The organism is Microbacterium sp. AK031, from assembly GCF_024807145.1.
Taxonomy (GTDB): Bacteria; Actinomycetota; Actinomycetes; order Actinomycetales; family Microbacteriaceae; genus Microbacterium.
In genome coordinates, this window is the sequence record NZ_JANUCA010000008.1 from 18,481 (window position 1) to 40,719 (window position 22,239).

Sequence of the window (22,239 nt, forward strand, 5' to 3'; positions counted from 1 at the left end):
CGCCCGAGCTATGCCCGCTCGTCGTCCCGGTGCAGACTGGCGGGCTCCGGCTCGGGTGCGCGTTCTGCGAGCGGTTCGCGCTCCGGGGTCGGCGTAGGCGTCGGGCCGGACGTGATCTCCCGCGCGACCTGCTTCTCGAGCACCGTCACAGCGTCGTCGGAGAGGACGATGAGCCCGTCGAGCTCCTCGCGGACGCGCTTGTATGCGACGTTGCGCTCCGCCTGGGTGGCTGATTCATCCACGGCGACCTTCAGGAGCTTCTGCGCACGGTCGAGCTTCTTGCGCTCGGCCTCGGTGAACGACGAGTCGCGCAGGCGCCTGGCATCTTTCTCGGCGATCTCGAATGCGACGGCGTAGTTGCCGACAGCATCCAGATAATCGGACACGCGCTGCTCGCTGACCTTGGCGTCCGCGGTTGCCGGACGCAGAGCATCCGCCGTCTTCTTCGCCCGCAGGAATGCGGCGGTCAAGGGCTGGCGCCCGTCGCTCATGGCGGGGAAGGCGATGAGCTTCGCGACGTCGAGCTCGTAGTCCAGCCACCGCGCGGTGATCTCGTCATGCTCGGCGAACAGCCGCTCCAGCAGCTGGTTCGACGACACCTGCGCATCGGAGGCGATCTCCCGCGGCTTCTTCGAAGGAACGACCTGACCCCGCGCGGCGAGTTCTGCGGCCTTGAGCTCACCCTTCAGGCGCAGCGTCTCGAGGCGTCGTTCGTGCCGGCGCTTCGCGCCCTGCTCCCACGCCTTCGCAGCCCCGCCGGCCATTCCCATGATGGGGAAGATGAGCCACCAGAAGTTGCCCGCCCACTGCCAGAACTCTTGCATGATGGGATCAGCCTACTGCGGCGTAGCGGCGCGGAGGAGTGGCTGCCTGCTCAGCGACCCGGCGAGACCAGCCCTGTCTCATACGCCATCACGACGAGCGCTGCGCGGTCGCGCGCGGAGAGCTTGCCGAGCGAGTACGGCGTCGACGAGCTGACGCTCATCGTGCAGGACAAGGAGTTCGACAGGGGCGGTCGCCTCGTGCTGAGCGACGACGGATCCGAGCCGGGGATGCTGGGCGACACCGTCATGGTCAACGGTCAACGGCACGGTCGACGCGTACCAGGAGGTGACGACCGAACGCGTGCGTCTGCGACTGCTGAACGGTTCGACCGCGAGGACGTACACGGTCGAGATGGATCGGGTGCGCCTCGCTCCGGGCGAGCGGGCCGAGGTCGTCGTCGAGTTCGAGCCGGGCGAGACCGTGCGGTCGCCAAGACCGACCTCGGCGGGATCGTGGTGCCCGCGACCTCGGGCGGGAACGACGAGTTCGATGTGCTGGAGTTCCGGGCCGCCGATTCGCTGACACCGTCTCCCGAGCCGTCGTGGCCCGAGGCGCAGGATGCTGTCGCCGACAAGCTGCACGAAGACGAAGCATCCGTCACTCGAGAGTTCGTGCTGAATACCCGTGAACCCGAACCTGACGTACCGACTGCTGGTGCGCTTCGAGGACTAGGCCGATCCGACCATGCCGTTCATGTGCCACTGCCACATGTTGCTGCATGAGGACGAGGGGATGATGGGCCAGTTCGTCGTGTTCGAGCCGGGGGTGAGGACAAGGTGCGGGCGGTGTCGGAACCAGCACCGAATTCGGAGAACTGCACATTCTTCGAAGCGATCTGCCCTGTCGGCTCCGCAGAAGCTGCATTTCTCCGAAGAAGACGCGGGCGGGATGCTGGCATCGTGCTCCAGGCCGTGTCAGGATGACCACGACTCGGCTCACGGCGGGCCGAACTGAACGGCAGGAGCGGATATGCAGCTGGCCATGGTCGGACTCGGCAGGATGGGCGCGAACATCGTCCGACGATTGATGCGCGACGGGCACGACTGCGTCGTCTACGACGTGAACGCGGATGCCGTCGCTGCACTCGTCGCAGAGGGGGCGACCGGTGCCGAGAGCATTGCGGATCTCGCCTCGAAGCTCGAGCCGACCCGGGTCGTGTGGATGATGGTGCCCGCATCGCTCACCGGATCGGTGGCCGAAGAGGTGGCCGGTGTTCTCGACAGGGGCGACATCCTCATCGACGGCGGAAACTCGAACTACCGCGACGATGTCCGCCGGGCCGCATCACTGCACGAGCGCGGCATCGAGTACGTCGACATCGGAACGAGCGGCGGTGTGTTCGGACTCGAGCGCGGCTACTGCCTCATGGTCGGCGGCAGTGAGAATGCGTTCGCGCACATCGAGCCCGTGCTGCGCACGATCGCACCGGGGGTCGGAGAGGTCGAGCGAACCCCCGGACGGAATGGCGATCTCACACCCGAGGAGCAGGGCTATCTGCACTGCGGACCCTCCGGCGCCGGACACTTCGTGAAGATGGTGCACAACGGCATCGAGTACGGAGTCATGGCATCGATCGCCGAAGGACTCAACCTGCTCAAGAATGCGGATGCCGGTGTGCGTGAAGCCGAGCACTCCGCCGAGATCGCACCGCTGGAGGAGCCGGAGTTCTACCAGTTCCCGATCGACACCGACAAGGTGGCCGAGCTGTGGCGGCGCGGGTCAGTGATCTCGTCCTGGCTGCTCGACCTCACCGCAGCCGCTCTGCACGAGAACCCGACGCTCGACGGGCTGGCCGGCCGGGTGTCGGACTCGGGCGAGGGCCGGTGGACGGTCAAGGCCGCAGTCGACGTGGGCGTTCCGGTTCCGGTCCTTGCGGCGTCGCTCTTCGAACGGTTCGCCTCGCGTGATGAGGACCAGTTCGCCAACCAGGTGCTCTCGGCAATGCGACTGCAGTTCGGCGGGCACCAGGAACGCCCGGCCGGCGACGTGATGGAAGCGGGCGCGCGCAAGGCCGACGCCGGCTGAGGCTGGACTCGCCGCGTGCTGCCGGTTGCCTTGGACCCGGCCGCTGATTGACGAGGGGCACATGTCAGTCGAAAGCACAGATGTCGGCTGGCATCAGCTGTTTGGGCCGACAACTGTGCCGATCGACTGACATGTGTACCCGGCACGGTGTCGAGGCGCGGTCCGAGCCGGAATCAGCCCTTCGCTGCCCGCTCGTCCGCTCCGAACCGCTGAGCCCCGAGCACCCCGAGCAGCCGGAGCTTCTCCTCGTCCTCGCTGCGGGGTGCGGCGGTCAGCACGAGCAGACGGATGCCGCGTCCATCACCGATGCAGCGAACGAGGTCATCGCGCGTCATCCCGATCTCAATGTGCTGATCCCGATGGCGGGCATCATGCGCATGGAGGACTGGACGGAACCCGGCAGCTTCCTCCAGAACGCCGAGGCGACCGTGACGACGAACCTGCTCGGGCCGATCCGCCTGATCTCGGCGTTCATGGAGCATCTGCTCGCACAACCGGATGCCACGATCATGACCGTCTCGTCGGGGTTGGCGTTCGCGCCGCTGCGCGTCACGCCCACGTACAACGCGACGAAGGCTGCGATCCACCAGCTCAGTGAATCGCTGCGGCTGCAGTTCGCAGGCACGAACGTGAGCGTGGTCGAACTCGTGCCGCCGTCGGTGCAGACCAAACTCATGCCGGGGCATCAGGACGACCCGTTCGCGATGCCTCTGGACGAGTACATCGATGAGATCATGGCCCTGCTCGAGGCGCAGCCGGACGTCACTGAGGTGCAGGTCGAGCGCGTGAAGTTCCTGCGCTACGGCGAAGCGCGCGGGGATCAGGCGCAGGTCATCGCGGCGCTCAACCGAATGGACGCGCTCGCCGCGAGCTGAGGTTCCCGGGTGCACGGCTACGGGACCGGTGGCCGCGCACCGTGTGGTCAGGCGTCGGCACCCTGCTCAGGCGTCGGCATCCGTCTCGTCGGAATCGTCGTCGTCGTCGCCCTCTGCGTCTTCCTCCGCCGCCTCCGCGGGCGCGAGGTCGTCGAGATAGGCGCGGTCATCGTTCGGATCGCCGGTGCCCCCATCGAGGCCGGTCTCGATCGGGTCGTCCATGCGAGGTTCGCCGGTGTTGGGGTCGCTCATGAGGTGCTCCTGTCGTGAGTGTGTCCGCCCAGCGTCGTCCGGCCGCCTCGCCGTCGCCAGAGGGTTGACAACCCGCGTCCTCCCCGAGGTCAGCGCCCCAGTTTCTCTGCGCACGGCACGCAGAGCGTGGCGAACGGCCTGACGCGCAGCCGCGCGATCGGGATGCTGCGACCGCAGTTCGCGCAGACGCCGTAGTCGCCGGAATCCATCCTGGCCAGCGCGTCATCGAGCTGCTGCAGTTCGTCGCGCGCCCCGTCGAGCAGCCCGCTCAACCTCGACCATTCGGCCGACAGCGGAACGCCCTCCGGATCGTGCTCGTCATCATCGCTCTGGCTGCTGCGATCGTGCGTCAGCTCGGTGAGCGTTGCCGCGAGCGACTCCGTGCGAGCGTTCGCCTCGCGGCGCAGCACTTCCAGCAGGGTGCGCAGCTCGGTGTCGGTCACGGTCTCAGAGTAGCGCCGGGTGCAGGTGCGGGGTCGGGTACCGGCGGGGGTACAGGCGTCAGCCAGAATCACGGATGTCAGCCGAGAACCGGCTGTTTCGGCTGACATCCGTGTCGATCGACTGACATGTGTCCCGGGTGAACGCTATTCGAGCCACTCCGTCACGAAGCGATCGTTCGCGTGCACGTGCGTGGCCTCGTACGTGCCTCCGTCCAGCACCTCGAAGCGGTGCGTGACGAGCGCGGGCACGACGAGGAGCTGCCCTCCTGTGCCGACGACCTTCTCGTCTCCGACCGTGAACAGAACCATGCCGTGGTGGATCACGAAGACGTTGGCGCAGCGCGTCAGGACATGACAGCATTCCCGCCGGTGTTCGCCTCACGACCCGAGCGATGCCCGTGGGTGAAGGCCGAGCGGTCCGCGCCCTGGCGTGCCCGTCCCCGTCGATGAGGAATCGCGTCGACGAATGCATCGACCCGGTCCTGACGGTCTGCCAGCACGAGGGCGGTGCCCGACCCGGATTCTTCGATGATCGCGGCGCGGCTCTCTCGAAGGCGCTCGGCGGCACCGATCCCGAACCCGCGGATGAATCCACTGCGTGCGCGTCGCTTCTCGCTCTCGGAGTGCCACCGGTACAGCTCTCTGCGACTCGCCCACCATGACCTCATCGCGACCATCGCCTGCACCTCGAGGCTTGCGGTGAGGATCTTCGCCTGCTGGACGTCAGACGTGAACCCGACGAAGTACAGGATGTATCCGCCGCCCGGTCGCTCCGACTGCATCGGTCTGATCGAGCCGAGCGCGAAGGCGACGTTGCCGCCCAGTTCGCGGATGTCTCGTGCGTAGGAGCCGGTGAACATCATCTGCTCCTGCACGATCTCTTCGCGTTCCTGACCCGTCTTCGCGCGCCGTGCATCGAGCCGTGCCTGCTCGATGCCGTACTTCACCATCAGCCTCTCGGCATGCTCGGTGAGGGCCTCGGCTTCCTCCGGCATCGTGCTCTCGGCTTTCGCCAGCAACTTCGCAATCAGGTCCAGTTTGGCTTCACTCATTGCGTCCTCCTTCGTCTGCGATGTGTTCAGCCTTCGCGGATGCTCCGACATCGCAGAGCGCGAAAGCGCGAAAGGTGGATGCTTCGCTGAACAGCGGATGCGGTGGAGGAGGAGTCAGAGACAACGATCCTCAGAGAGGGCCACGGCGCGCGCGGACCCCCGGAACCCGAGACGGCGCAGGAAGACGGCGCAGAAAGACGGACCGAAGACGGCGCAGGAAGAGGTCAGCCGAACAGCAGCGACAGCACGGTCGAGCCGCCGCCGATGAGGATCAGCGATGCGATCGTCGCCCAGGCGACGATGCGCATGCGCCTGGTGCGGCGCTCGCCGAGGCGGCCGTAGTCCTCTTCACCGGGGTGGCCGCCGCCGTTCGAGTGGCCGTGTCGCTCGACGTCGCTCATACGGGCTCCGACACGGTCGGGCCGAAGGCCGCGGGAAGAGTCGCCTGCGAACGCTCGCGCAGCTCGGATGCCGAGACCGTGAACAGCCCCGTGACCTCGAGGTCGGAGACGGTGTCGGTCACGCCGATGCGCAGCACGGGGTAACCGCGTCCTTCGCACAGGCCCTGGAACTTCACGTCGTCCTCACGGGGCACGGTCACGATGACGCGGCCGGTCGACTCGGAGAACAGAGCGGATGCCGCATCCACGCCATCGCGATCCATGAGCTCGGTCAGCCAAACGCGGGCGCCGACGCCGAAGCGCATGACGCCCTCGGCGAGAGCCTGAGCGAGTCCGCCCTCCGACACATCGTGAGCCGACGAGATCAGCCACTCGTCGCGTGCCGCGGCGATGAGCCCTGCGAGACGCTTCTCGCCGGCGAGATCGACCCTGGGCGGCAGCCCGCCGAGGTGCTGGTGCACCGTCTCGGCCCATGCCGAACCCGACAGCTCGGTCGAGGTGATGCCGAGAAGGTAGATGTTCTGCCCCTCGTCCTGCCAGGCCGAGGGGATGCGACGCGAGACGTCGTCGATGATGCCGAGCACGCCCACCAGCGGCGTGGGGTGGATCGGGGTGTCACCGGTCTGGTTGTAGAACGAGACGTTGCCTCCCGTGACCGGGGTGCCCAGCTCGTAGCATCCGTCGGCCAGACCGTCGACCGTCTGGCCGAACTGCCACATGACTTCGGGGTTCTCGGGGGATCCGAAGTTCAGGCAGTCCGTGATGGCGGTCGGGGTCGCGCCGGTGACGGCGACGTTGCGGTACGCCTCGGCGAGTGCCAGCTGCGCGCCCGCATACGGGTCGAGCTGGCAGTAGCGGCCGTTGGCGTCGGTGGAGATCGCGAAGCCGAGGCCGGATTCCTCGTCGACGCGGATCATTCCGGCGTCGTCGGGGAAGGCCAGGGCGGTGTTGCCGAGCACGTAGTAGTCGTACTGGTTGGTGATCCAGCTCGTGTCGGCGAGGTTCGGGGATGCGACGAGCGAGAGGAACTGCTCGCGCAGCACCTCGGCGTCGTTCGAGCGGGGAAGCAGCTCCGCAGCATCCGCCTGCAGCGCGTCGATCCACGTCGGGTAGGCGACCGGGCGGTCGTAGACGGGTCCGTCGACCGCGACCGTCGACGGGTCGACGTCGACGATGCGCTCGCCCTGCCAGTCGATGACGAGGCGGCCGTCGCCGGTGACCTCGCCGAGCACGCTGGTCTCGACCTCCCACTTGTTCACGACCGCCATGAAGGCGTCGAGCTTCTCGGGGGCGACGATGGCCATCATGCGTTCCTGCGACTCCGACATGAGGATCTCCTCAGCGGTCAGCGTGGGGTCGCGCAGCAGCACGTTGTCGAGCGAGACCTTCATGCCGCTGTTGCCGTTGGCTGCGAGCTCGGATGTCGCGCAGGAGATGCCGGCGGCGCCGAGGTCCTGGATGGCCTCGACGAGCTCGCCCTTGTAGAGCTCGAGGCAGCACTCGATGAGCACCTTCTCGGCGAAGGGGTCGCCGACCTGCACCGCGGGGCGCTTGGTCGGGCCGCCGTCGTCGAAGGAGTCGGAGGCCAGGATGCTGGCGCCGCCGATCCCGTCGCCGCCGGTGCGGGCGCCGAAGAGGACGACCTTGTTGCCGGTGCCCGTCGCGTTCGCGAGCTTGAGGTCTTCGTGGCGGAGCACGCCCACAGCCAGGGCATTCACGAGCGGGTTGGCCTGGTAGACGGAATCGAAGACCGTCTCGCCGCCGATGTTCGGCAGGCCGAGGCAGTTGCCGTAGAACGAGATGCCGGCGGTGACGCCGTGCACGACGCGGGCGGTGTCGGGGTGGTCGATCGCGCCGAAGCGGAGCGCATCCATGACGGCGACGGGGCGAGCACCCATGGAGATGATGTCGCGGACGATGCCGCCGACGCCGGTGGCTGCGCCCTGGAACGGCTCGATGAAGGAGGGGTGGTTGTGCGACTCGGCCTTGAAGGTGACGGCCCAGCCCTCGCCGACGTCGATGACGCCCGCGTTCTGGCCCATGCCGACCATGAGGCGTTCCTTCATCTCGTCGGAGACCTTCTGGCCGAAGCGGCGCAGGTAGTTCTTCGACGACTTGTAGGAGCAGTGCTCCGACCACATGACCGAGTACATCGCCAGCTCGCCGGAGGTGGGGCGGCGGCCCAGGATCTCGCGGATGCGCGCGTACTCGTCGGGCTTCAGCCCCAGCGCCGCGTAAGGCTGTTCCTTCTCGGGCGTCGCCGCGGCGTTGCTCACGGAGTCGGGGACGTGCTGACGAGTGGATGCTTCGGGGGTGGGGGTGGTCACGCGCACTCCAAGATCAGGGCCGGCGGGGCGTGGTCAAGTCTACCGGCGGTTTAGGCGCTTCAATCTGTGTGCGCGCTCGCACTACCGCAGCGCCGCGCGTGCGAACAACTTCACCAGCGGGTCTTCCTCGCCACGGCGACGGCGGCGACCAGACAGCTCCCCGAGCTGATCCAGTACCCGCTGTGCCTGGAAGGTCGCGTGGCCGATGTCCTGCTTCGTGAACCGCCACCCCGTCGATGACTGCCATCCGCACATCTCCAGCCCGAACGCGATGCTGCGCCAGCGGTCTTCGGGCGCGGTGCCGTCGGCGATCGTCAAGAGCAGCAGCACCGCAGCATCCTTCTCGGCATCACTGAGCTTTCGATACAGGCCACCCGCGATCAGGCGCAACTGACGCTGCGGATCGCCCAGCGCCTTCATCGCCGCGCTGCTCAGCAGCAGGCGTCCCTTCTGCACGCGCACGAGAGCCATCCTCTGTGCGGTCTCGCGGAGCACTGCCATGGGAGGGGTCAGATCTTCACGGTTGCCCTTGCCGATCCACTCGTCGATCCAGCCCAGCTCGGTCATCCCGGCGAGAACAGTGGCCGGCGGCATCCATCCGGCTGAGGTGAGGGCGAGCCCGTCCGCGCCGATCGTGTTCATCAGCCATGCATACGGGCGGACGATGCGACGTGCCGTGTCGATATCGATCCCGACTGGTTCGAGGAGGCCAGTGTGGTGAAGATGCTGACGCAGTTCGGACCGGATGGGTGGCGGAAGCTCGGAGGCGAAGTCGGCGATCGGCGACGCCTCATCCACGTCGCCAGGCCGGCGATGCGCCTCGATCTTGACGATCCCCGACATGTCGCGCGGTGAGATGCCTGAATTCTGCGGGTTGAAAAGCAGATTCAACTCACTCTGCATGCCGACGAGATCGAAGACCCCGGGCGCGCGGGCGCCCCACGGCCCGACTGTGGTGTCGATCCAATCGGTGATGGATTCGTGCTCCGGATGCTGCGGGTCGGCGGCGATCGCGATCTTCTCGGCGTATCCGTGCACACCGCCGGAGTCTTCGAACGGCCCGCGGCGTGCACCGTCGAGAAGGACGACCGTCGTCAGGTGCTCATCTGAGGGCGTCTGTTCGACCACGTCGAGGCGGTGCACCCACCCGTCGCCGAAGTCGTACTCGTACCAGAGCGGCCCGCCGTCCCGCAGCACGTCATCGACCGTGAAGTCGTCTTCGGAGAGCGTTCCCTCTTCGCCCTCGATATCGAGAGCCTCCCAGCGCCGTGGCGGATGCTGCGGGCGAGAGTGCGGGTCGGCGTCCGTGAATGCGTGCAGATGCGATTCGCGCCAGCCCATGATCGTCTGCAACGCGAGATGCAGCATCCGCAGCCGCGCGCTTCCTTCGACGTCGAACGTGCGCCAGATCTCGGGTTCGCTGCCGATGAGGCTCATGCGCAGCCGATAGCGGGTCATGCGTCGAGACTAGCGACGGGGTGGGACACGTCACTCCCGGCGTCGATCAGGTGCAGCGCTGTTCCAAGAGGGTGGCAGCAATGGGTGACCCGCATCGGCGGCCACCATCCGTTCACCTCACCTGCCGAGCCTCGGGTGCGTTGTGCTCCTTCGCGCACAGGAGATGGAGCACCGGATGCCGCAGCGGACGATGGCTGTCTAGGATGCTGGCGCTGCTCGCGGATGCTGTGGCTGCGATCTCTCGCCGGGATGCGGTCAGCCGCGCTCGCCCGACCGGTCGATGACGCGCCATGTGAGCGGCAGCAGTGCCGACATCGCTGCGATCTTCACAGCATCGCCGATGAGGAACGGCAGCACGCCCAGAGTGAAGGCCGTGACCAGGTCGATGCCCAGGAATGCGGCGAGCCACGACACCCCGAAAGCGTAGATCGTGAGCGATCCGACGGCGGCGAGGCCCAGAGTCGACCAGACCGAGCGGTCGGAGCGACGGCGGGCGAGTGCCCCGACGAGCAGTGCCGCGACGACATAGCCGACGATGTATCCGAAGGACGAGAACGCCCAGCCGGAGGCGCCGTGCGCGAACAGCGGTACGCCGACGAGTCCGAGCACGAGGTAGAGTCCCGCGCTCGCTGATCCCCGGAGCGGACCGAGCGCCGCGCCGGTGAGGAGCACGGCGAACGTCGCGAGCGAGATCGGGACGGGCGTGAACGGCAGCGGAATCGTGATGTACCCGGCCACGGTGATGAACGCCGTGCCAATGAGCGTCAGGACGACATCGCGGACTCGTGCGCCGGGGATGAGGTCGGCCAGTACGGGGAAGGTGCGGCGCGGGGCTGTTGCGGTTGTCATGTGGTTCCTTTGGGATGAGCGTCCTGAACAGTGTTCACCTGAACGGTGTTCTGTAGAGTAGCAGGATGAGTGCCGTCCCTGCATCCGCCCGCAACGACCGAACAGCCGTCGTCGATGCCGCGATGCGGGTGTTGGCGGAGAACGGTCTGCCCGGCCTGTCGATGCGGCGGATCGCCGACGTGCTCGACGTGCAGGTCAGCGCGCTGTACTGGCACTTCCCGAACAAACAGAGCCTGCTCGCGGCGGTGAGCGAGCGGATCGTCGCGCTCGGGACAGCGGATGCTTCGGACGATCTTGCCCCGATTGCGACGTCATTGCGTGAGCGGCTGCTCGCACATCGCGACGGCGCCGAACTGGTGTCGAGCTCGCTGGCGCTCGGGCTGCTGGAGCTGCCCAGTCGGACGCAGCTCGAGAAGGCGGCGCGCAGCGCCGGGCTCGATGACGCATCGGCAGGCATCGCCGCCGACACCCTGGTGCACTACGTTATCGGCTACACGTTCCATGAACAGCAGCGGATGCATGCGGCCGTCGTCGGAGCCGTTGATGCATCGGTCGATCTCGCCCCCGATCGGGTCGCAGACAGTGTCGACGCTTTCGAGGCCGGGCTGGCCATGGTGGTGGCCGGAGTGCAGGCTGCCGTCGGATCCCTTGACCGCCGCGTCTCCGACTCTGGGCGCCGTCGCTAGTCCGCATTCGGCCCTCGGGCAAGGGGGTTTTCGTGACGCACGCGCCGGCATAGAAATGGGGAACGCGACAGAGGGAGACGTAATGGCTGCAGGTGACATCGAGACGTTTCGGCAGGACGGGCTGTGGTTCAACCGGATCGAGGGGGAATCACGCACGCTCGGTGAGGGATACGAGAAAGAGGCGGAGGCGATCGCCGCAGGACGCGAAGCCGCTATGGCGCGGCAGGTCGAGCACAATCTGAAGTTCTCCGAAGGGCCGACGGACGACCGCGCTGCCTACGGTACGAATCCCCGCGACCTCATCGGCTGAGACGCGGGGATCCGAGACGGGGCTACTGAACCGACCAGCCGCCGTCGCTCGCGACGATTGCGCCGTTGATGTTCACGGCGTCGTCCGACAGCAGGAATGTGATCGACGCGGCGAGGTGCTCGGCCGTCGCCACTTTCGGGATGGCCTGTTGGAAGGGCGCGAGACGCGCGGAGCCGATCTCCGACATGTTCGGGGGCATCGGGATGCCGGTGGCGACACCGCCCGGAGCGACCGAGTTCACGCGGACGCCCTTGGGCCCGTACATGAATGCCGCCGACTTCGTGACGCCGATGATGCCGTGCTTGCTCGCGGTGTAGGCGTTGCCGGACGCGTTTCCGCGCAGGCCGGCTTCGCTCGAGACGTTGAGGATCGCACCGCCGCCCGCAGCCTCCATCAGAGGCAGCACAGCGCGCATGAGCTTGAAAGGTGCGGTGAGATTGATCGCGATGACGCGGTCCCACACGGCGTCCGGGGTCTCGCCCGCCGGCGAGAAGTCGTCGTTGACGCCGGCGACGTTCGCGAGACCGTCGATCGTGTCTCCGGCTGCGGCCACGACGGCGTCGATCGACTCCTGCTTCGTGAGGTCGCCGGCGACGGTGATGATGTCGGCATCCGCGATCTCGCTCTTGAACGCGTCGAGCTTGTCGGCCGCGATGTCGACGGCGATGACGCGGCCGCCTTCGCGAGCGATGCGGGACGCCGTCGCCTTGCCGATGCCGGATGCTGCGCCGGTGACGATGATCGTCTTGCCGGTGAAGCGGTCGGGGGTGGTCTTCTCGACCCAGCCGGTCGGGGCGTCGTCGGTGGGGATCTCGCCATGGTTCGCTGCGCGGACGAGGTCGTCGACGACCGACTGGGCCATCGCGCCCTGGCTCAGGACGACCATCTGCTGCAGCGGCAGGCCGAGCACGGGGGTGAGGGAGTCGGCGCTGGCGCCGGCCTGGGCGAGCATGCCGCGGACGAGTTCGCCGCCGATCGGATCGTCCAGCCATTCGCCGATGGTGGAGTGTGCGGTCAGTGCCATGGTTCTCCCTTTCATGAGCGTTTCGCAACGGTGCGTCTACTTATCCTCGATCGTACTCCTCGATACTCTGACAGAGTGCCGAGGCCACGAAGTGAACAAGCCCGTCAGGCGGTGCTGGCGGCGGTGCGTCGCGCAGTCTCGGCCGAGGGCTACGCGGCGGTGACGATCGAGGGCCTCGCGGCGGAGGCAGCGGTCTCGAAGCAGACGATCTACCGGTGGTGGCCGTCGAAGGCGGCGATCCTCGGAGAGGCGCTGCTCGAGGGCGAGCTGCCGGGTGCGGATGTGCCGCTGGCCGCATCAGGCGATCTTGAGGCAGACCTGCGCGCATGGTTCGCGGCGTCGTCGGCGAGGCTCGCCAGGCCGGAGTCCGTTGCGCTGGCGCGCGCGCTGATCTCGGTGACGGCGACCGACCCCGAACTCGGTGCGGCTCTCAACGAGCGCTTCGCGAGTCCGATCGCCCGGTGGATCGCCGCGCGGATCTCGCGCGCCAAGGACGCAGGAGAGGTGCGAGCGGATGCCGATGCCGAAGTCATCGCGGATCAGTTCGTGGCCACCGCGTCGTACGCCGCGCTGCAGGGACGGCCGCTGAGCGAGGAACGCGTGCGTGCGACGGTCGAGGTGCTGCTGCGGGGCATCGCGGCGTAGTCTTCCTGGGTCCGCGACACCGCACGCGACCCACCACCGCGTAAGGTCGTGGGGTGTCCGCATTCGCCCTCAAGTACGCCCTGATCGCGCTGGCGATACTCCTCGTCGCTGCCGGAGTGTGGTGGGCGATGAAGCGTCCGAACCGTTCGAAGCGGGCTTCGTCGCGCGTGCGGATGCCGATCTTCGTCCCCCTCGCCGGATGGCTGCTGCTCGCTGTCGGATTCCTGATGGCACTGAGCGCGTTCACGTCCCGCTTCACGGCGGATCTGATGCCGATGCGCATCGCGTCGCTCGTGATCGCCGCCGGAGGCGTGTTCTTCTTGGTGATGTACAACAACTGGTACGTCGACGCCCGCTCCGACGAGGTGCACTTCCGCACGATCTTTGGGCGCGAGCACGTGATCAGATACGTGGAAATCGTCGACTATCGGATGCGGCAGGTCAACGGACAGCCGAGCTTCCGGGTGCGTTCGTCTTCCGGCGTGAAGTTCAGCATCAATCCGCGGCTGTTCCCCGTCGAGCCGCTGTTCGACGCCATCCGTTTCCGCGACCGGACCGGCCGCTGGCCGCTGGTCGGCGAGCCGCGTTAGTCGGATCCGCTCGGCGCCGGCGCGCTCGCCGCAGTCCGCCCGTCCACGAATCGGGCCTGTGCCCGCTCGTGGCGCCCCGCCACAGCAACATGCTCGGTGGCCTTCGCGAGCCCCATCGGCCTGGTGGACACGTAGATGCTCTCGGCGCGCTCGACCAAGAACGTCTCGTGCCACACACCCACCGCACCTGGAGCCTTGCGGGCGGCCTTGTTGAAGGCGGTCCATGCCGGGCGGTGCTCCTGCGCCGGCGCGGATGCATAGGCGTAGAGCTTCTCGACCGACGACCAGTACTGCACCACGTACGGGCCGCCGTTGCCGACCAGTAGTTGGTACCCGAGGAATCCGGATTCCTTGTCCATTGACAGCTCGCGCAGCATCCGGGGCATGGCCATGAATGCCGGAAGCCAGAGGTCCGGTCGCCACCAGCGGTTGATCTGCATGCCGATGTGGAACACGACGAGCTCGCCTTCGTGGCGATGGGTCATTCGACCGTTGACGACTTTCGACATGACATCTCCTTACTGGATAGCTGTGCTATCCATAATGGATAGCGATACTATCGATGTCAAGAGGTGACCATGAGAATTTCTGAACTGTCGGCGCAGACGGGCGTTCCCGTGCCGACGATCAAGTACTACCTGCGCGAAGGGCTGCTGCCGGAGGGGGAGCGCAGCGCGCCGACTCAAGCGGCGTATGGCGAGACGCATGTGCAGCGACTGCGCGTCATCCGGGCGCTGATCACGGCGGGCGTGAGCATCGCCGAGGCGCGGCGCGTGCTCGCTGCGCTGGATGATCCGCCCGCGGATGCGCACCGGCTGCTCGGCACGGCGCACGCGGCGATCACTCCGGCCGCCGACGACTCGCTCGATCTGACCGCGGCGCAGCGCGCCGTCGAAGGGCTCGGCTGGAAGCCCGGGATGTGCGACGACGCGGTGCTGCACGACGTCGCGCGCGCACTGCAGGGACTCGAAGGTGCAGGCTTCGAATTGGCGAAAGGTGCGCTGCCGGTATATCTGAAGAGCATGCGCGACATCGCGGATGCCGAGATCGCCGGAGTGCCGACCGAGTCGGTGGAGGCGGCGGTCAGATACGTCGTGCTCGGGTCGGTGCTCGTCGAGCCGCTGCTGCTGGCACTGCGGCGCGTGGCGCAGCAGGTCGCGTCGGCAGAGCGGTTCGGCGCTGTGGACGCCGAGTCGGACGCGGATGCTGCGCGGTTAGGCTGAAGGCATGAACAAGAACAACGTCTGGACAATCGTCGGTGTCGTCGTCGCGGTCATCGTCGCGTGGTTCGTCGTCAGCGCGCTGTTCTCGGTGCTGTGGTTCATCGCGAAGCTCGCAGTCGTCGCCGTGGTCGCGGTGCTCGTGTATCTGGTGCTGCGCGGGGTGTTCAGCAGGCAGGAGTAGCGGCCGCGCCGGATCGCAAGGACCTCCCACGGCAATTCGCGGCGCGTGGCTCGAAGGGAAGAAGAGTTTGCGGGGTTCTCGCGCCTGATAACCCCGCAAACTCTTCTTCATAGCGCACACGTCGGGTGCTCCGGTGGCGGACCGGCCCCCGCGGCCGTCCCGCCTCACCCCCGCAGCAGCGCGCGCAGCGACTGGATGCTGTCGGCCTCGGCCGCGGTCTTGTCGGGGCGGTACCCCTTGACGCGCGCGAAGCGCAGCGCGATGCCGCCGGGGTAGCGGGGCGAATTCTGCACCCCGTCGATCGCGATCTCGACGACCAGCTCCGGGCGCAGGAACACCGCGTACGCACTGCGTTCCCTCTCGTACTCGGGGAACGTGTCGGTCTGCCACTGCAGCAGTTCGTCCGTGAGTCCCTTGAAGGTCTTCCCGACCATCACGAAGCCGCCGGGTTCGCCGAACTCGTTGTCAGGATCGTGGGCGCCGAGGTGCAGGTTCGAGAGCTTGCCGCGCCGGCGGCCGGAGCCCCACTCCGCCGCGAGCACGACGAGGTCGTAGGTGAGCACCGGCTTGACCTTCACCCACGACTTGCCGCGCCGCCCGGCGGCGTAGGTCGATCCGATCGCCTTGACGAGGATGCCCTCGTGTCCGGCGGCGAGGGCTTCGCGGGAGAGCTGCTCGGCGGCATCCGCGTCGGAGGTGATGATTCCCGGCATCCGCCACTCGCCCGCGACCCGGTCGAGTTCTTCGAGGCGGACGGAGAGCGGCTCGCCGATGAGATCGCGGCCGTCGACGTGCAGCAGGTCGAAGAACCAGGGGCGCAGGACGACGTCACGGGCGACATCGGCGCCGAAGCGCGACATCGTCTGCTGGAAGGGTCGCGGCCCGCCGTCTTCATCGAGCGCGAGCGTCTCGCCGTCGAGGATGAGGTCGCGGGCGGGCAGGCCCCGCACGATCTCGACGATCTCGGGAACGCGGTGGGTGATGTCGGCGAGGCTGCGGGTGTAGACGCCGACGTCGTCGACGTGCCGGTGCACTTGGATGCGGGCGCCGTCGAGCTTGTATTCGACGGATGCTTCGCCGGTGAGCTCGAGCGCGGCCGTCGCCGTCGCGGCGGTGCCGGCGAGCATCGGCAGCACAGGGCGGCCGACCTGCAGCCCGACGGCCTCAAGCTGTTCGGCGCTGCCGGTCAGCGCGAGGAGTGCCGTATCGCCGAGATCGCCGGAGAGCATCGCGGCGCGGCGAACGCTCGCGACGGGGCGATCAGAGGCGCGGGCGATCGCGTCGAGCAGCACGCCGCCGAGCGCGCCGGTGCGCAGTTCACCGAGCATCGCGCGAGCGAGGAAGTCCCACTCGCGGGCGGTGGCTCGGGAGGCGAGGTCGGTGAGCGCGCTGGTGCGGACGGCTGCCGAGCCGGACCCGGATGCTGCGGCCAGCGCGTCGAGCGCACGATCGACGTCGTCGACGGCGAGGGTCGGTTCGACGGAGTGCGCGATGTCGAGCGCGGCGATGCCGCGCCATCCGACACCAAGGCGTCCCTGGCGAGGAGCGGCGAGCAGCAGGCCGATGAGCGTGGGGATCTCGTCGGGTTCGGCGCGTTCGAGCAGCCGGGCGAGTGCGTCGGTCTTCGCCAGTCGCGACGACGTGGCCGTGACCTCTTCCGTGGTGGTGACGAGCTCGGAGAGCTTCATGTCGGCATTCTCGCACCGGGGTGTGACGTTCGGGGGTTTAAGCAGCTCAGCGTGTAGTTGGCCTCCCGTCCGCAGCCCATGCCACACCCAAGGCGAACAATGTCGACACCCCGTACTCCTCCATCGCCGATGCGATGCGGCGCCGACCGGTTCGCGGGTTGATCCCGAGCCGGCGGGATGCCCCGTCAAGGGTGATGCCCTGCTTCATCAGTGCAAGAAGCGGCGCCCACGGCTGCTCCACACCACCGATCGGCTCTGCGCGATGCCAGAGCTCGCGGTACAGGCTTCGGGCAAGTTCGGCGAGGGACGCGCTCCGGACGCCGATCACGCTGGACGGCCACCCCTCGCCCCATTCGATCGGCAATGCGAGCACATCTCCGTCGATCCAGAACCAACTCGGAAGGTCGTCAAGAAGGCGAAACTCCACCCCGACGGCGGCGTAGCGCTCGGCGATCGCCAAAAGCCGGGGGTCGTTTGCCATCGAGCGGGGCAGAAGGGCCCGCACCGATCGCTTGCCGACGAACATCTCTGCGAAGCGGCTGGAGCGCGCGAGGTCCGTCTGCAGGTAGCGTTCGAGATCGGGAAGCACCGACCACGCGGTGTTGCTGTGCTCGCGTGCGATGTCGTACCAGAGGTCCTCCGCGGCCTGCGGCCCATGTCGCACGAAGACCGGAACGAGATCACTGGACGCCTCGCCGACCGCCCAATGACGCAGCAGTCCCGGAAGGTCTGCGACGAGCGCCTCGATGCGCGAGGCGGCTTCGTCCGCTGTCTGCCGCATCGTACGCACTTCGCGTTCGACGACGTCGGCCGTCCACATCGCCGGCGTCGCGTACGCAATCGTGCCGTCGCGCACCGAGATCGCCCCTTCGTGCGCGAGACGCGCGACGGCATCGGCGGCCTCGCCCTCATCCGCGTGCGCTGTGGTGGCGAGCTCCGCCACTGTCTCAGGGCGGCTGCGGTAGATCAGCTCGAGCAGTGCCCTGTCTTCCATCTCCACCTCCGGAGCGTGTGTAGACACCATCATCGCGCATGTGGCCGGTTCCGGACGCCCTCTTAAGGGCGGGGCCGGAAGCGGAGGTTGTTTTGTCCGCTTCTGTCCATGCACACTGACTCCATGGGGAGCGGCGCCCATGGCTTCGTACGCGTGGGGCGTGTACGAAGCCATGGAATCGTCGGCAGGCAGTCGACCGGAGGCAGCGACATGAACGGCATGGGCAGCACGAGCAAGGGCATCGCACGCATCATCGCCGTCTCGACGGTGGCAGTGCTCACGCTGGGAATCACCGCGTGCACCGAGGATGCGGCCGCGGAGCCGTCGTCCTCGAGCGGCCCCGCGGTCGCACTCGGCGCAGATCCCAGCCAGGACGCTGTCGATCTCTACACGGATCGCGACACGGCAGTGGATGCTGCCGTCAAGGCGCTTCCCGAGTTCATCGAGAAGGCGCTCAAGCAGACCGGAGTGCCCGGCGCGGCGGTCGCGGTCGTCTCGAATGGTGAGGTCGTATTCGACGAGGGCTACGGCGTGCGAGATGTGACGACGGGGGAGCCAGTCGATACCGACACCGTGTTCCAGATCGCATCCCTGTCCAAGCCGCTCTCGTCGAGCATCGTGGCCAAGGCGATCACCGATGACGCCGAGCTGTCGTGGGAGGACCCGGTCATCGAGTACCTTCCCGACTTCGCGTTGAACGATCCGTACGTGACGGAGCACGCGAAGATCGCGGACTTCTTCTCGCACCGCACCGGCCTTCCGACCGGTGGCGGCGATGAACTCGAAGACATCGGCTTCGACGCCGACTACATCATGGCCCACATGAATCAGATTCCGCTGGCATCGTTCCGCGACACGTATCAGTACTCCAACTTCGGACTCACGGTGGGAGGCGAGGCGGTCGCGGCATCGCGCGGGCAGACGTGGGACCAGACCGCGCACGCGCTGCTATTCGAGCCGCTTGGCATGACTTCGACGACCACCACCCACGACGAATACCTCGCCGCGGATGATCGCGCGGCGATGCATGCCCGTACCGGAGAAGGTGTGTACGAGCAGCTGTTCGACCGCGACGCTGATGCCGAGGCTCCTGCTGGCGGTGTCGCCTCCACTGCAGGCGACATCGCGAAGTGGATGAACATGGTGCTGGCGAACGGCGAGGTCGACGGCGAGGAGTACATCGATCCGCTCGTGCTTGCAAAGACGTATTCCGCCCATTCGATCACCGGCGGCGATGCGAAGAACCTGATATCGCGCACCGCCCACTATGGATTCGGCGCGAACATCGGCGCCACAGGGACCGGTCGCGTCAACATCAGTCATTCCGGCGCGTTCGGGTGGGGCACCGCCACTAACGCAACGATGATCCCCGACCTGAACCTCGGGATCGTCGTGCTCACGAACGGAGCGCCGTCGGGAGTTCCGGAGGCGATTGCTTCGGAGTTCGTCGATCTCGTGCAGTTCGGCGAGGAGACGCGACCCTGGTTGGATCTGTGGCCCGACATCTTCGCGCACTTCTCTGACCCGGCCGGTGACCTCGTCGGCGAAGAGCCCCCCGCGGATGCGGCGCCAGCAGGCCCTGCCGGCGACTATGTCGGCACGTACACGAGCCCCTACTTCGGAAACTTCGTCGTGACGGAGCAGAACGGTGCCCTCACCGGCGCGCTCGGCCCGGAGGGTGGCTACACGTTCGAGATCGATCCATGGGACGCAGACACGCTTTCGTTCGTGCCGACCGGTGAGAACGCGCTGCCCGGTTCACTCTCATCGGCGGTCTTCGTCCGCGAGGAGGATCAGATCACCGGGGTCACGCTGACGTTCTTCAACAAGTTCCCCGAGGAGGGGCAGGAGCCGAACGGGCTCGGCGTCTTCACCCGGGTCGGGTGACCCTCACTCGACCCGCCAGTTCACAACCCGGTCTCAGCGCGAAACGGGTCCGGTGGACGCTCGCAGCATCACATCCGGCTCAAGGTAGTCGGCGACGACACCTTCCGTGGCGGTGCCGTTCAGCAGCGCGAGCAGTCTCTGCGTGGCACGGCGGGCCACCTCGGCCACCGGCAGTCGGACGGTCGACAGCGGCGGATCCATGTATCGCGAGAACGGGTAGTCGCCCCAGCCGATGACCATGACGTCTTCCGGTATACGGATGCCCCGATCCCGCAGCGCCGCGTAGATCCCGAGCGCGAAGTAGTCGTTGCCCACCATGAAGGCGTGCGGGACGCGACCACTCTCGAGCAGATCCACTCCGACCCGGTGGGCATCCTCTCCGCGCCACAGGGAGGCGCCGCGAGCCGTCCGACGTGAGGGGACGAGCGCCGTCCTGCGTGAGTCGAAAGGGATGCCGTGGGCTTCGAGCGCATCGCGGAAGCCGCCCAGCCGATGGGCCACGGTGGAGATCTGCAGGTCTTCCTCGACGAGCACGATGTCGGTCGCACCGCGTTCGATCAGAGCGGCTGTCGTCATGCGCCGCCCCGCCTCATTGTCGGTGGAGTAGAAATCCGCCTCGAGATCGGGCAGCTCGCGCGCGACGATGACCAGCGGGATACCCGCTTTCGTGACCGCCGTCCACGGATTCGACCGTCCCTGCACGGGAACCGCGATGATGCCGTCGACTCCTGAGCGCAGGGCAGTGTCGACCGCGAACTGCTCTCGGTCGGGATCCTCGTCCGAGAGCAGCAGCAGCAGCGTGTACCCCTCCTGGATTGCCTGCTCTTCGATCGCGGTGACCAGGTCGTTGAAGAACGGGTTGGCGAGATCCGTGATGATCACGCCGATCGTCCTGCGGGAGCCCAGGACAAGGGAGCGGGCGTTGGCATTCGGAACGTAGCCGATGCGCTCGGCCTCAGCCTTGATCCGCGCCCGCGTCGCCTCGCTGACTCCCGGCAAGTCTCGGAGCGCGCGCGAGACGGTGTTGACCGTGAGGCCGAGCGCATCGGCGACGTCCTGCAGCGTTCGTCGCCGAGGCGCTCCCGTCGTTCTGGGCATTAGTGGTCTCCGATCACTCCTTCAGTTCAAGATAGAGGCGCAGCATGGGCTCTGGCCCCGACAGGCGCGTACTGCGCAGCCTCAACCAGTGACCGAAGCGATCGACGGGAATGGAATGGAAGCCCTCGGCACCGATCACCAAGGGCTCGATGCTCTCGTGATCGATCCAGTTCAGACCGTCCGGAGAGATCTGGACACGGAACTCCACTGAGCCGTCCTCTGCTGGACGCAGGAAGTGGATGTACCAGCGGGCCTCGCCCGCCCAGGCCACCTCGAAGGGCTCGGTCTCGTGGACGTCGACCAGATCGACGCCGCGCTCGATGACGGCGCTCTGCGACTCACGCATTTTCGTACTCACCAATCTGCCGAGATGACGACGGAATCGAGGAACAGGAAGTTGCGGTGCGGACCGAGCGTGCGCACCGAGAAGTAGAAGTTGAGCAGGCTCTCGAGCGACTCGTACTTCTCGGCGTAGGGCGGCACCGGAACATCGCGGAGGTCGTAGGTGTCGTTGTTGAACTGCAGTTCCACGTTCGAACGGGTCGTGGTGTCGATGAGGAAGCGCAGGTAGTGCCAGTTGACTTTCGTCGGCACCTCGTTGTAGCAGGCCTCCTGGCGTACGTCATTGAGATACGTCCAGTCGTCAGGGTTGGGTGCCGTGAAGTCGGTGTACTTGCCGTAGTCGTGCTTGCCCTCGAATCGCTCATGCGGTGTGGGCTCCGCGACCGTCGGATACATCCACTTCTGGATGATCTTGCCGTTCTCGTCGGCATTCTGGAAGCGCATCACGTTGTGATATCGGATGCCGTCGTGGTCGAGGTCCGTCGCGACGGTGAAGGCGCCGAACTGCGCTTCGGTGGGATGCGAGTTGGCGTCCCAGCTGATGTCGCCGTACGTATTGGCCTCTTCGCCGCCGCCGAGGTTCGCTTCACCCTTCCACGCGATGTACGCCTCGATCTGCAGGAGGCCGCGGCCGCTCATGGTGAGCCGGCGGATCGCGGTGGAGGTATGGCCGGCCGCCTTGCGGGTCGCGAGCTTGAGCGAATACGTGCCCGTCATGGCGCCGTGGGTGCCGACATCGAAGAAGTTCTGGTTCGACAGCATCGGCGGGCGGAAGTCACGGAAGTGCTCATCCATCGAGTCGAGGTCGCCGCGACCGTTGTAGTTGCCGCCGAGCTCGACCCATCCATGCGCGCCTTCGTTGAAGTCGTCGAAGGTCAGGATGCGAGCGAGCGGATTGAACTTCGACAGACGTAGATCGCTGCTGCGGATCGCGTCACGCAGGCTTGCTGCTGTGCTCGCGACTTCGGGGGTAGTCACCGGTGACTCCTTGACGTTGTGTCGGGCCCCGGCATCGGTGCTGGGGCGGTGTGAGGCAACATTAGTGTTATCGTCATCGGCTGTCA

At 67.0% G+C, this 22,239-nt stretch carries 27 protein-coding genes; 11 read left to right on the forward strand and 16 right to left on the reverse strand.

What is annotated here, in order from left to right; genetic code table 11:
* Positions 1-8: 8 nt before the first annotated feature.
* Positions 9-824, reverse strand: coding sequence for a hypothetical protein (locus tag HDC95_RS14085; RefSeq protein WP_259064232.1), 816 nt, complete (start codon positions 822-824; stop codon positions 9-11).
* Here HDC95_RS14085 and HDC95_RS14090 point away from each other — a divergent pair.
* The 4 genes from HDC95_RS14090 (at position 819) to HDC95_RS14105 (ending at position 3,725) form a co-directional block, all read left to right on the forward strand.
* The gene (locus HDC95_RS14090; protein WP_259064438.1) at positions 819-1,547 is read left to right on the forward strand and encodes a hypothetical protein; all 729 of its coding nucleotides are present in this window, start codon (positions 819-821) and stop codon (positions 1,545-1,547) included. The genes HDC95_RS14085 and HDC95_RS14090 overlap by 6 nt on opposite strands.
* The gene (locus HDC95_RS14095; protein ID WP_259064429.1) at positions 1,534-1,779 is read left to right on the forward strand and encodes a hypothetical protein; all 246 of its coding nucleotides are present in this window, start codon (positions 1,534-1,536) and stop codon (positions 1,777-1,779) included. The genes HDC95_RS14090 and HDC95_RS14095 overlap by 14 nt, the downstream gene beginning before the upstream one ends.
* 15 nt (positions 1,780-1,794) lie before the next feature.
* Positions 1,795-2,850 (forward strand): phosphogluconate dehydrogenase (NAD(+)-dependent, decarboxylating), encoded by a 1,056-nt coding sequence (gene gnd, locus HDC95_RS14100; RefSeq protein ID WP_259064233.1) that lies wholly within the window; start codon positions 1,795-1,797, stop codon positions 2,848-2,850.
* A gap of 131 nt (positions 2,851-2,981) precedes the next feature.
* The gene (locus tag HDC95_RS14105; protein WP_259064235.1) at positions 2,982-3,725 is read left to right on the forward strand and encodes an SDR family oxidoreductase; all 744 of its coding nucleotides are present in this window, start codon (positions 2,982-2,984) and stop codon (positions 3,723-3,725) included.
* A 66-nt stretch (positions 3,726-3,791) separates the two neighbouring features.
* Here HDC95_RS14105 and HDC95_RS14110 read toward each other — a convergent pair whose 3' ends face one another.
* From HDC95_RS14110 to HDC95_RS14145, 8 genes are all read right to left on the reverse strand, one after another.
* Complete coding sequence (locus HDC95_RS14110) at positions 3,792-3,977, reverse strand: hypothetical protein (RefSeq protein WP_259064237.1); 186 nt, start codon at positions 3,975-3,977, stop codon at positions 3,792-3,794.
* A gap of 89 nt (positions 3,978-4,066) precedes the next feature.
* On the reverse strand, positions 4,067-4,420 hold the full coding sequence (locus tag HDC95_RS14115) for a TraR/DksA C4-type zinc finger protein (protein ID WP_259064238.1): 354 nt from the start codon (positions 4,418-4,420) through the stop codon (positions 4,067-4,069).
* Between the two features lie 144 nt (positions 4,421-4,564).
* Entirely contained in the window at positions 4,565-4,729 is a 165-nt protein-coding gene (locus HDC95_RS14120; RefSeq protein WP_259064240.1) for a hypothetical protein, read from the reverse strand.
* A gap of 35 nt (positions 4,730-4,764) precedes the next feature.
* On the reverse strand, positions 4,765-5,472 hold the full coding sequence (locus HDC95_RS14125) for a DUF2786 domain-containing protein (RefSeq protein ID WP_259064241.1): 708 nt from the start codon (positions 5,470-5,472) through the stop codon (positions 4,765-4,767).
* A gap of 224 nt (positions 5,473-5,696) precedes the next feature.
* A complete protein-coding gene (locus HDC95_RS14130) occupies positions 5,697-5,873 on the reverse strand; it encodes a hypothetical protein (RefSeq protein WP_259064242.1) in 177 nt (58 codons plus the stop codon).
* Positions 5,870-8,200, reverse strand: a complete 2,331-nt coding sequence (gene purL / locus HDC95_RS14135; RefSeq protein ID WP_259064243.1) for a phosphoribosylformylglycinamidine synthase subunit PurL — start codon at positions 8,198-8,200, stop codon at positions 5,870-5,872. Before purL ends, HDC95_RS14130 begins: the two co-directional genes overlap by 4 nt.
* A gap of 81 nt (positions 8,201-8,281) precedes the next feature.
* Positions 8,282-9,658 carry a plasmid pRiA4b ORF-3 family protein gene (locus HDC95_RS14140; protein WP_259064244.1) on the reverse strand — a complete coding sequence of 459 codons (1,377 nt, stop codon included), beginning with the start codon at positions 9,656-9,658 and terminating at the stop codon, positions 8,282-8,284.
* A 255-nt stretch (positions 9,659-9,913) separates the two neighbouring features.
* On the reverse strand, positions 9,914-10,507 hold the full coding sequence (locus HDC95_RS14145) for a biotin transporter BioY (protein WP_259064245.1): 594 nt from the start codon (positions 10,505-10,507) through the stop codon (positions 9,914-9,916).
* A 65-nt stretch (positions 10,508-10,572) separates the two neighbouring features.
* Between HDC95_RS14145 and HDC95_RS14150 the strand changes: the two genes are divergently transcribed.
* Positions 10,573-11,193 carry a TetR family transcriptional regulator gene (locus HDC95_RS14150; RefSeq protein WP_259064246.1) on the forward strand — a complete coding sequence of 207 codons (621 nt, stop codon included), beginning with the start codon at positions 10,573-10,575 and terminating at the stop codon, positions 11,191-11,193.
* Between the two features lie 82 nt (positions 11,194-11,275).
* Positions 11,276-11,503, forward strand: coding sequence for a DUF2188 domain-containing protein (locus tag HDC95_RS14155; RefSeq protein WP_259064247.1), 228 nt, complete (start codon positions 11,276-11,278; stop codon positions 11,501-11,503).
* 22 nt (positions 11,504-11,525) lie between these two features.
* Here the strand turns inward: HDC95_RS14155 and HDC95_RS14160 are convergent, their stop codons facing one another.
* Entirely contained in the window at positions 11,526-12,527 is a 1,002-nt protein-coding gene (locus HDC95_RS14160; protein WP_259064248.1) for an SDR family NAD(P)-dependent oxidoreductase, read from the reverse strand.
* Positions 12,528-12,602: 75 nt separating this feature from the next.
* Between HDC95_RS14160 and HDC95_RS14165 the strand changes: the two genes are divergently transcribed.
* Together HDC95_RS14165 and HDC95_RS14170 are read left to right on the forward strand one after the other, a co-directional pair.
* Positions 12,603-13,172, forward strand: coding sequence for a TetR/AcrR family transcriptional regulator (locus tag HDC95_RS14165; RefSeq protein WP_259064249.1), 570 nt, complete (start codon positions 12,603-12,605; stop codon positions 13,170-13,172).
* 53 nt (positions 13,173-13,225) lie between these two features.
* Positions 13,226-13,762 carry a hypothetical protein gene (locus HDC95_RS14170; RefSeq protein WP_259064250.1) on the forward strand — a complete coding sequence of 179 codons (537 nt, stop codon included), beginning with the start codon at positions 13,226-13,228 and terminating at the stop codon, positions 13,760-13,762.
* On the opposite strand, the gene HDC95_RS14175 is transcribed toward HDC95_RS14170, so the two are convergent.
* The gene (locus HDC95_RS14175) at positions 13,759-14,271 is read right to left on the reverse strand and encodes a DUF4188 domain-containing protein (RefSeq protein WP_259064251.1); all 513 of its coding nucleotides are present in this window, start codon (positions 14,269-14,271) and stop codon (positions 13,759-13,761) included. The genes HDC95_RS14170 and HDC95_RS14175 overlap by 4 nt on opposite strands.
* A gap of 69 nt (positions 14,272-14,340) precedes the next feature.
* On the opposite strand from HDC95_RS14175, the gene HDC95_RS14180 reads away from it, so the two are divergent.
* Positions 14,341-14,985, forward strand: coding sequence for a MerR family transcriptional regulator (locus HDC95_RS14180; protein WP_259064253.1), 645 nt, complete (start codon positions 14,341-14,343; stop codon positions 14,983-14,985).
* A 4-nt stretch (positions 14,986-14,989) separates the two neighbouring features.
* Positions 14,990-15,166, forward strand: coding sequence for a hypothetical protein (locus HDC95_RS14185; protein ID WP_259064255.1), 177 nt, complete (start codon positions 14,990-14,992; stop codon positions 15,164-15,166).
* Between the two features lie 164 nt (positions 15,167-15,330).
* On the opposite strand, the gene HDC95_RS14190 is transcribed toward HDC95_RS14185, so the two are convergent.
* Both HDC95_RS14190 and HDC95_RS14195 read right to left on the reverse strand, forming a co-directional pair.
* Entirely contained in the window at positions 15,331-16,854 is a 1,524-nt protein-coding gene (locus tag HDC95_RS14190; RefSeq protein ID WP_259064256.1) for an ATP-dependent DNA ligase, read from the reverse strand.
* Between the two features lie 46 nt (positions 16,855-16,900).
* Positions 16,901-17,854, reverse strand: a complete 954-nt coding sequence (locus HDC95_RS14195; RefSeq protein ID WP_259064257.1) for a hypothetical protein — start codon at positions 17,852-17,854, stop codon at positions 16,901-16,903.
* Positions 17,855-17,956: 102 nt separating this feature from the next.
* On the opposite strand from HDC95_RS14195, the gene HDC95_RS14200 reads away from it, so the two are divergent.
* Positions 17,957-19,735: a serine hydrolase gene (locus HDC95_RS14200; RefSeq protein ID WP_259064258.1), complete on the forward strand. Its 1,779-nt coding sequence runs from the start codon at positions 17,957-17,959 to the stop codon at positions 19,733-19,735.
* A 33-nt stretch (positions 19,736-19,768) separates the two neighbouring features.
* Here the strand turns inward: HDC95_RS14200 and HDC95_RS14205 are convergent, their stop codons facing one another.
* From HDC95_RS14205 to HDC95_RS14215, 3 genes are read right to left on the reverse strand one after another with little or no spacing between them, the layout of a single operon-like run.
* Positions 19,769-20,833: a LacI family DNA-binding transcriptional regulator gene (locus tag HDC95_RS14205; protein WP_259064259.1), complete on the reverse strand. Its 1,065-nt coding sequence runs from the start codon at positions 20,831-20,833 to the stop codon at positions 19,769-19,771.
* A 13-nt stretch (positions 20,834-20,846) separates the two neighbouring features.
* Positions 20,847-21,179 (reverse strand): hypothetical protein, encoded by a 333-nt coding sequence (locus HDC95_RS14210; RefSeq protein WP_259064260.1) that lies wholly within the window; start codon positions 21,177-21,179, stop codon positions 20,847-20,849.
* An 8-nt stretch (positions 21,180-21,187) separates the two neighbouring features.
* The gene (locus HDC95_RS14215; protein WP_259064261.1) at positions 21,188-22,153 is read right to left on the reverse strand and encodes a DUF6772 family protein; all 966 of its coding nucleotides are present in this window, start codon (positions 22,151-22,153) and stop codon (positions 21,188-21,190) included.
* Positions 22,154-22,239 lie beyond the last annotated feature (86 nt).

Bases quoted from the DNA above. Each gene is read 5' to 3' on its own strand.
- HDC95_RS14210 (WP_259064260.1), bottom strand. From the start codon at position 21,179: ATGCGTGAGTCGCAGAGCGCCGTCATCGAGCGCGGCGTCGATCTGGTC.
- HDC95_RS14130 (WP_259064242.1), bottom strand. From the start codon at position 5,873: ATGAGCGACGTCGAGCGACACGGCCACTCGAACGGCGGCGGCCACCCC.
- HDC95_RS14105 (WP_259064235.1), top strand. From the start codon at position 2,982: ATGTGTACCCGGCACGGTGTCGAGGCGCGGTCCGAGCCGGAATCAGCC.
- HDC95_RS14205 (WP_259064259.1), bottom strand. From the start codon at position 20,833: ATGCCCAGAACGACGGGAGCGCCTCGGCGACGAACGCTGCAGGACGTC.
- HDC95_RS14140 (WP_259064244.1), bottom strand. From the start codon at position 9,658: ATGACCCGCTATCGGCTGCGCATGAGCCTCATCGGCAGCGAACCCGAG.
- HDC95_RS14150 (WP_259064246.1), top strand. From the start codon at position 10,573: ATGAGTGCCGTCCCTGCATCCGCCCGCAACGACCGAACAGCCGTCGTC.
- HDC95_RS14160 (WP_259064248.1), bottom strand. From the start codon at position 12,527: ATGGCACTGACCGCACACTCCACCATCGGCGAATGGCTGGACGATCCG.
- HDC95_RS14085 (WP_259064232.1), bottom strand. From the start codon at position 824: ATGCAAGAGTTCTGGCAGTGGGCGGGCAACTTCTGGTGGCTCATCTTC.
- HDC95_RS14200 (WP_259064258.1), top strand. From the start codon at position 17,957: ATGCACACTGACTCCATGGGGAGCGGCGCCCATGGCTTCGTACGCGTG.
- HDC95_RS14180 (WP_259064253.1), top strand. From the start codon at position 14,341: ATGAGAATTTCTGAACTGTCGGCGCAGACGGGCGTTCCCGTGCCGACG.
- HDC95_RS14190 (WP_259064256.1), bottom strand. From the start codon at position 16,854: ATGAAGCTCTCCGAGCTCGTCACCACCACGGAAGAGGTCACGGCCACG.
- HDC95_RS14185 (WP_259064255.1), top strand. From the start codon at position 14,990: ATGAACAAGAACAACGTCTGGACAATCGTCGGTGTCGTCGTCGCGGTC.
- HDC95_RS14120 (WP_259064240.1), bottom strand. From the start codon at position 4,729: ATGGTTCTGTTCACGGTCGGAGACGAGAAGGTCGTCGGCACAGGAGGG.
- HDC95_RS14145 (WP_259064245.1), bottom strand. From the start codon at position 10,507: ATGACAACCGCAACAGCCCCGCGCCGCACCTTCCCCGTACTGGCCGAC.
- HDC95_RS14155 (WP_259064247.1), top strand. From the start codon at position 11,276: ATGGCTGCAGGTGACATCGAGACGTTTCGGCAGGACGGGCTGTGGTTC.
- HDC95_RS14175 (WP_259064251.1), bottom strand. From the start codon at position 14,271: ATGTCGAAAGTCGTCAACGGTCGAATGACCCATCGCCACGAAGGCGAG.
- HDC95_RS14110 (WP_259064237.1), bottom strand. From the start codon at position 3,977: ATGAGCGACCCCAACACCGGCGAACCTCGCATGGACGACCCGATCGAG.
- gnd (WP_259064233.1), top strand. From the start codon at position 1,795: ATGCAGCTGGCCATGGTCGGACTCGGCAGGATGGGCGCGAACATCGTC.
- HDC95_RS14095 (WP_259064429.1), top strand. From the start codon at position 1,534: ATGTTGCTGCATGAGGACGAGGGGATGATGGGCCAGTTCGTCGTGTTC.
- HDC95_RS14125 (WP_259064241.1), bottom strand. From the start codon at position 5,472: ATGAGTGAAGCCAAACTGGACCTGATTGCGAAGTTGCTGGCGAAAGCC.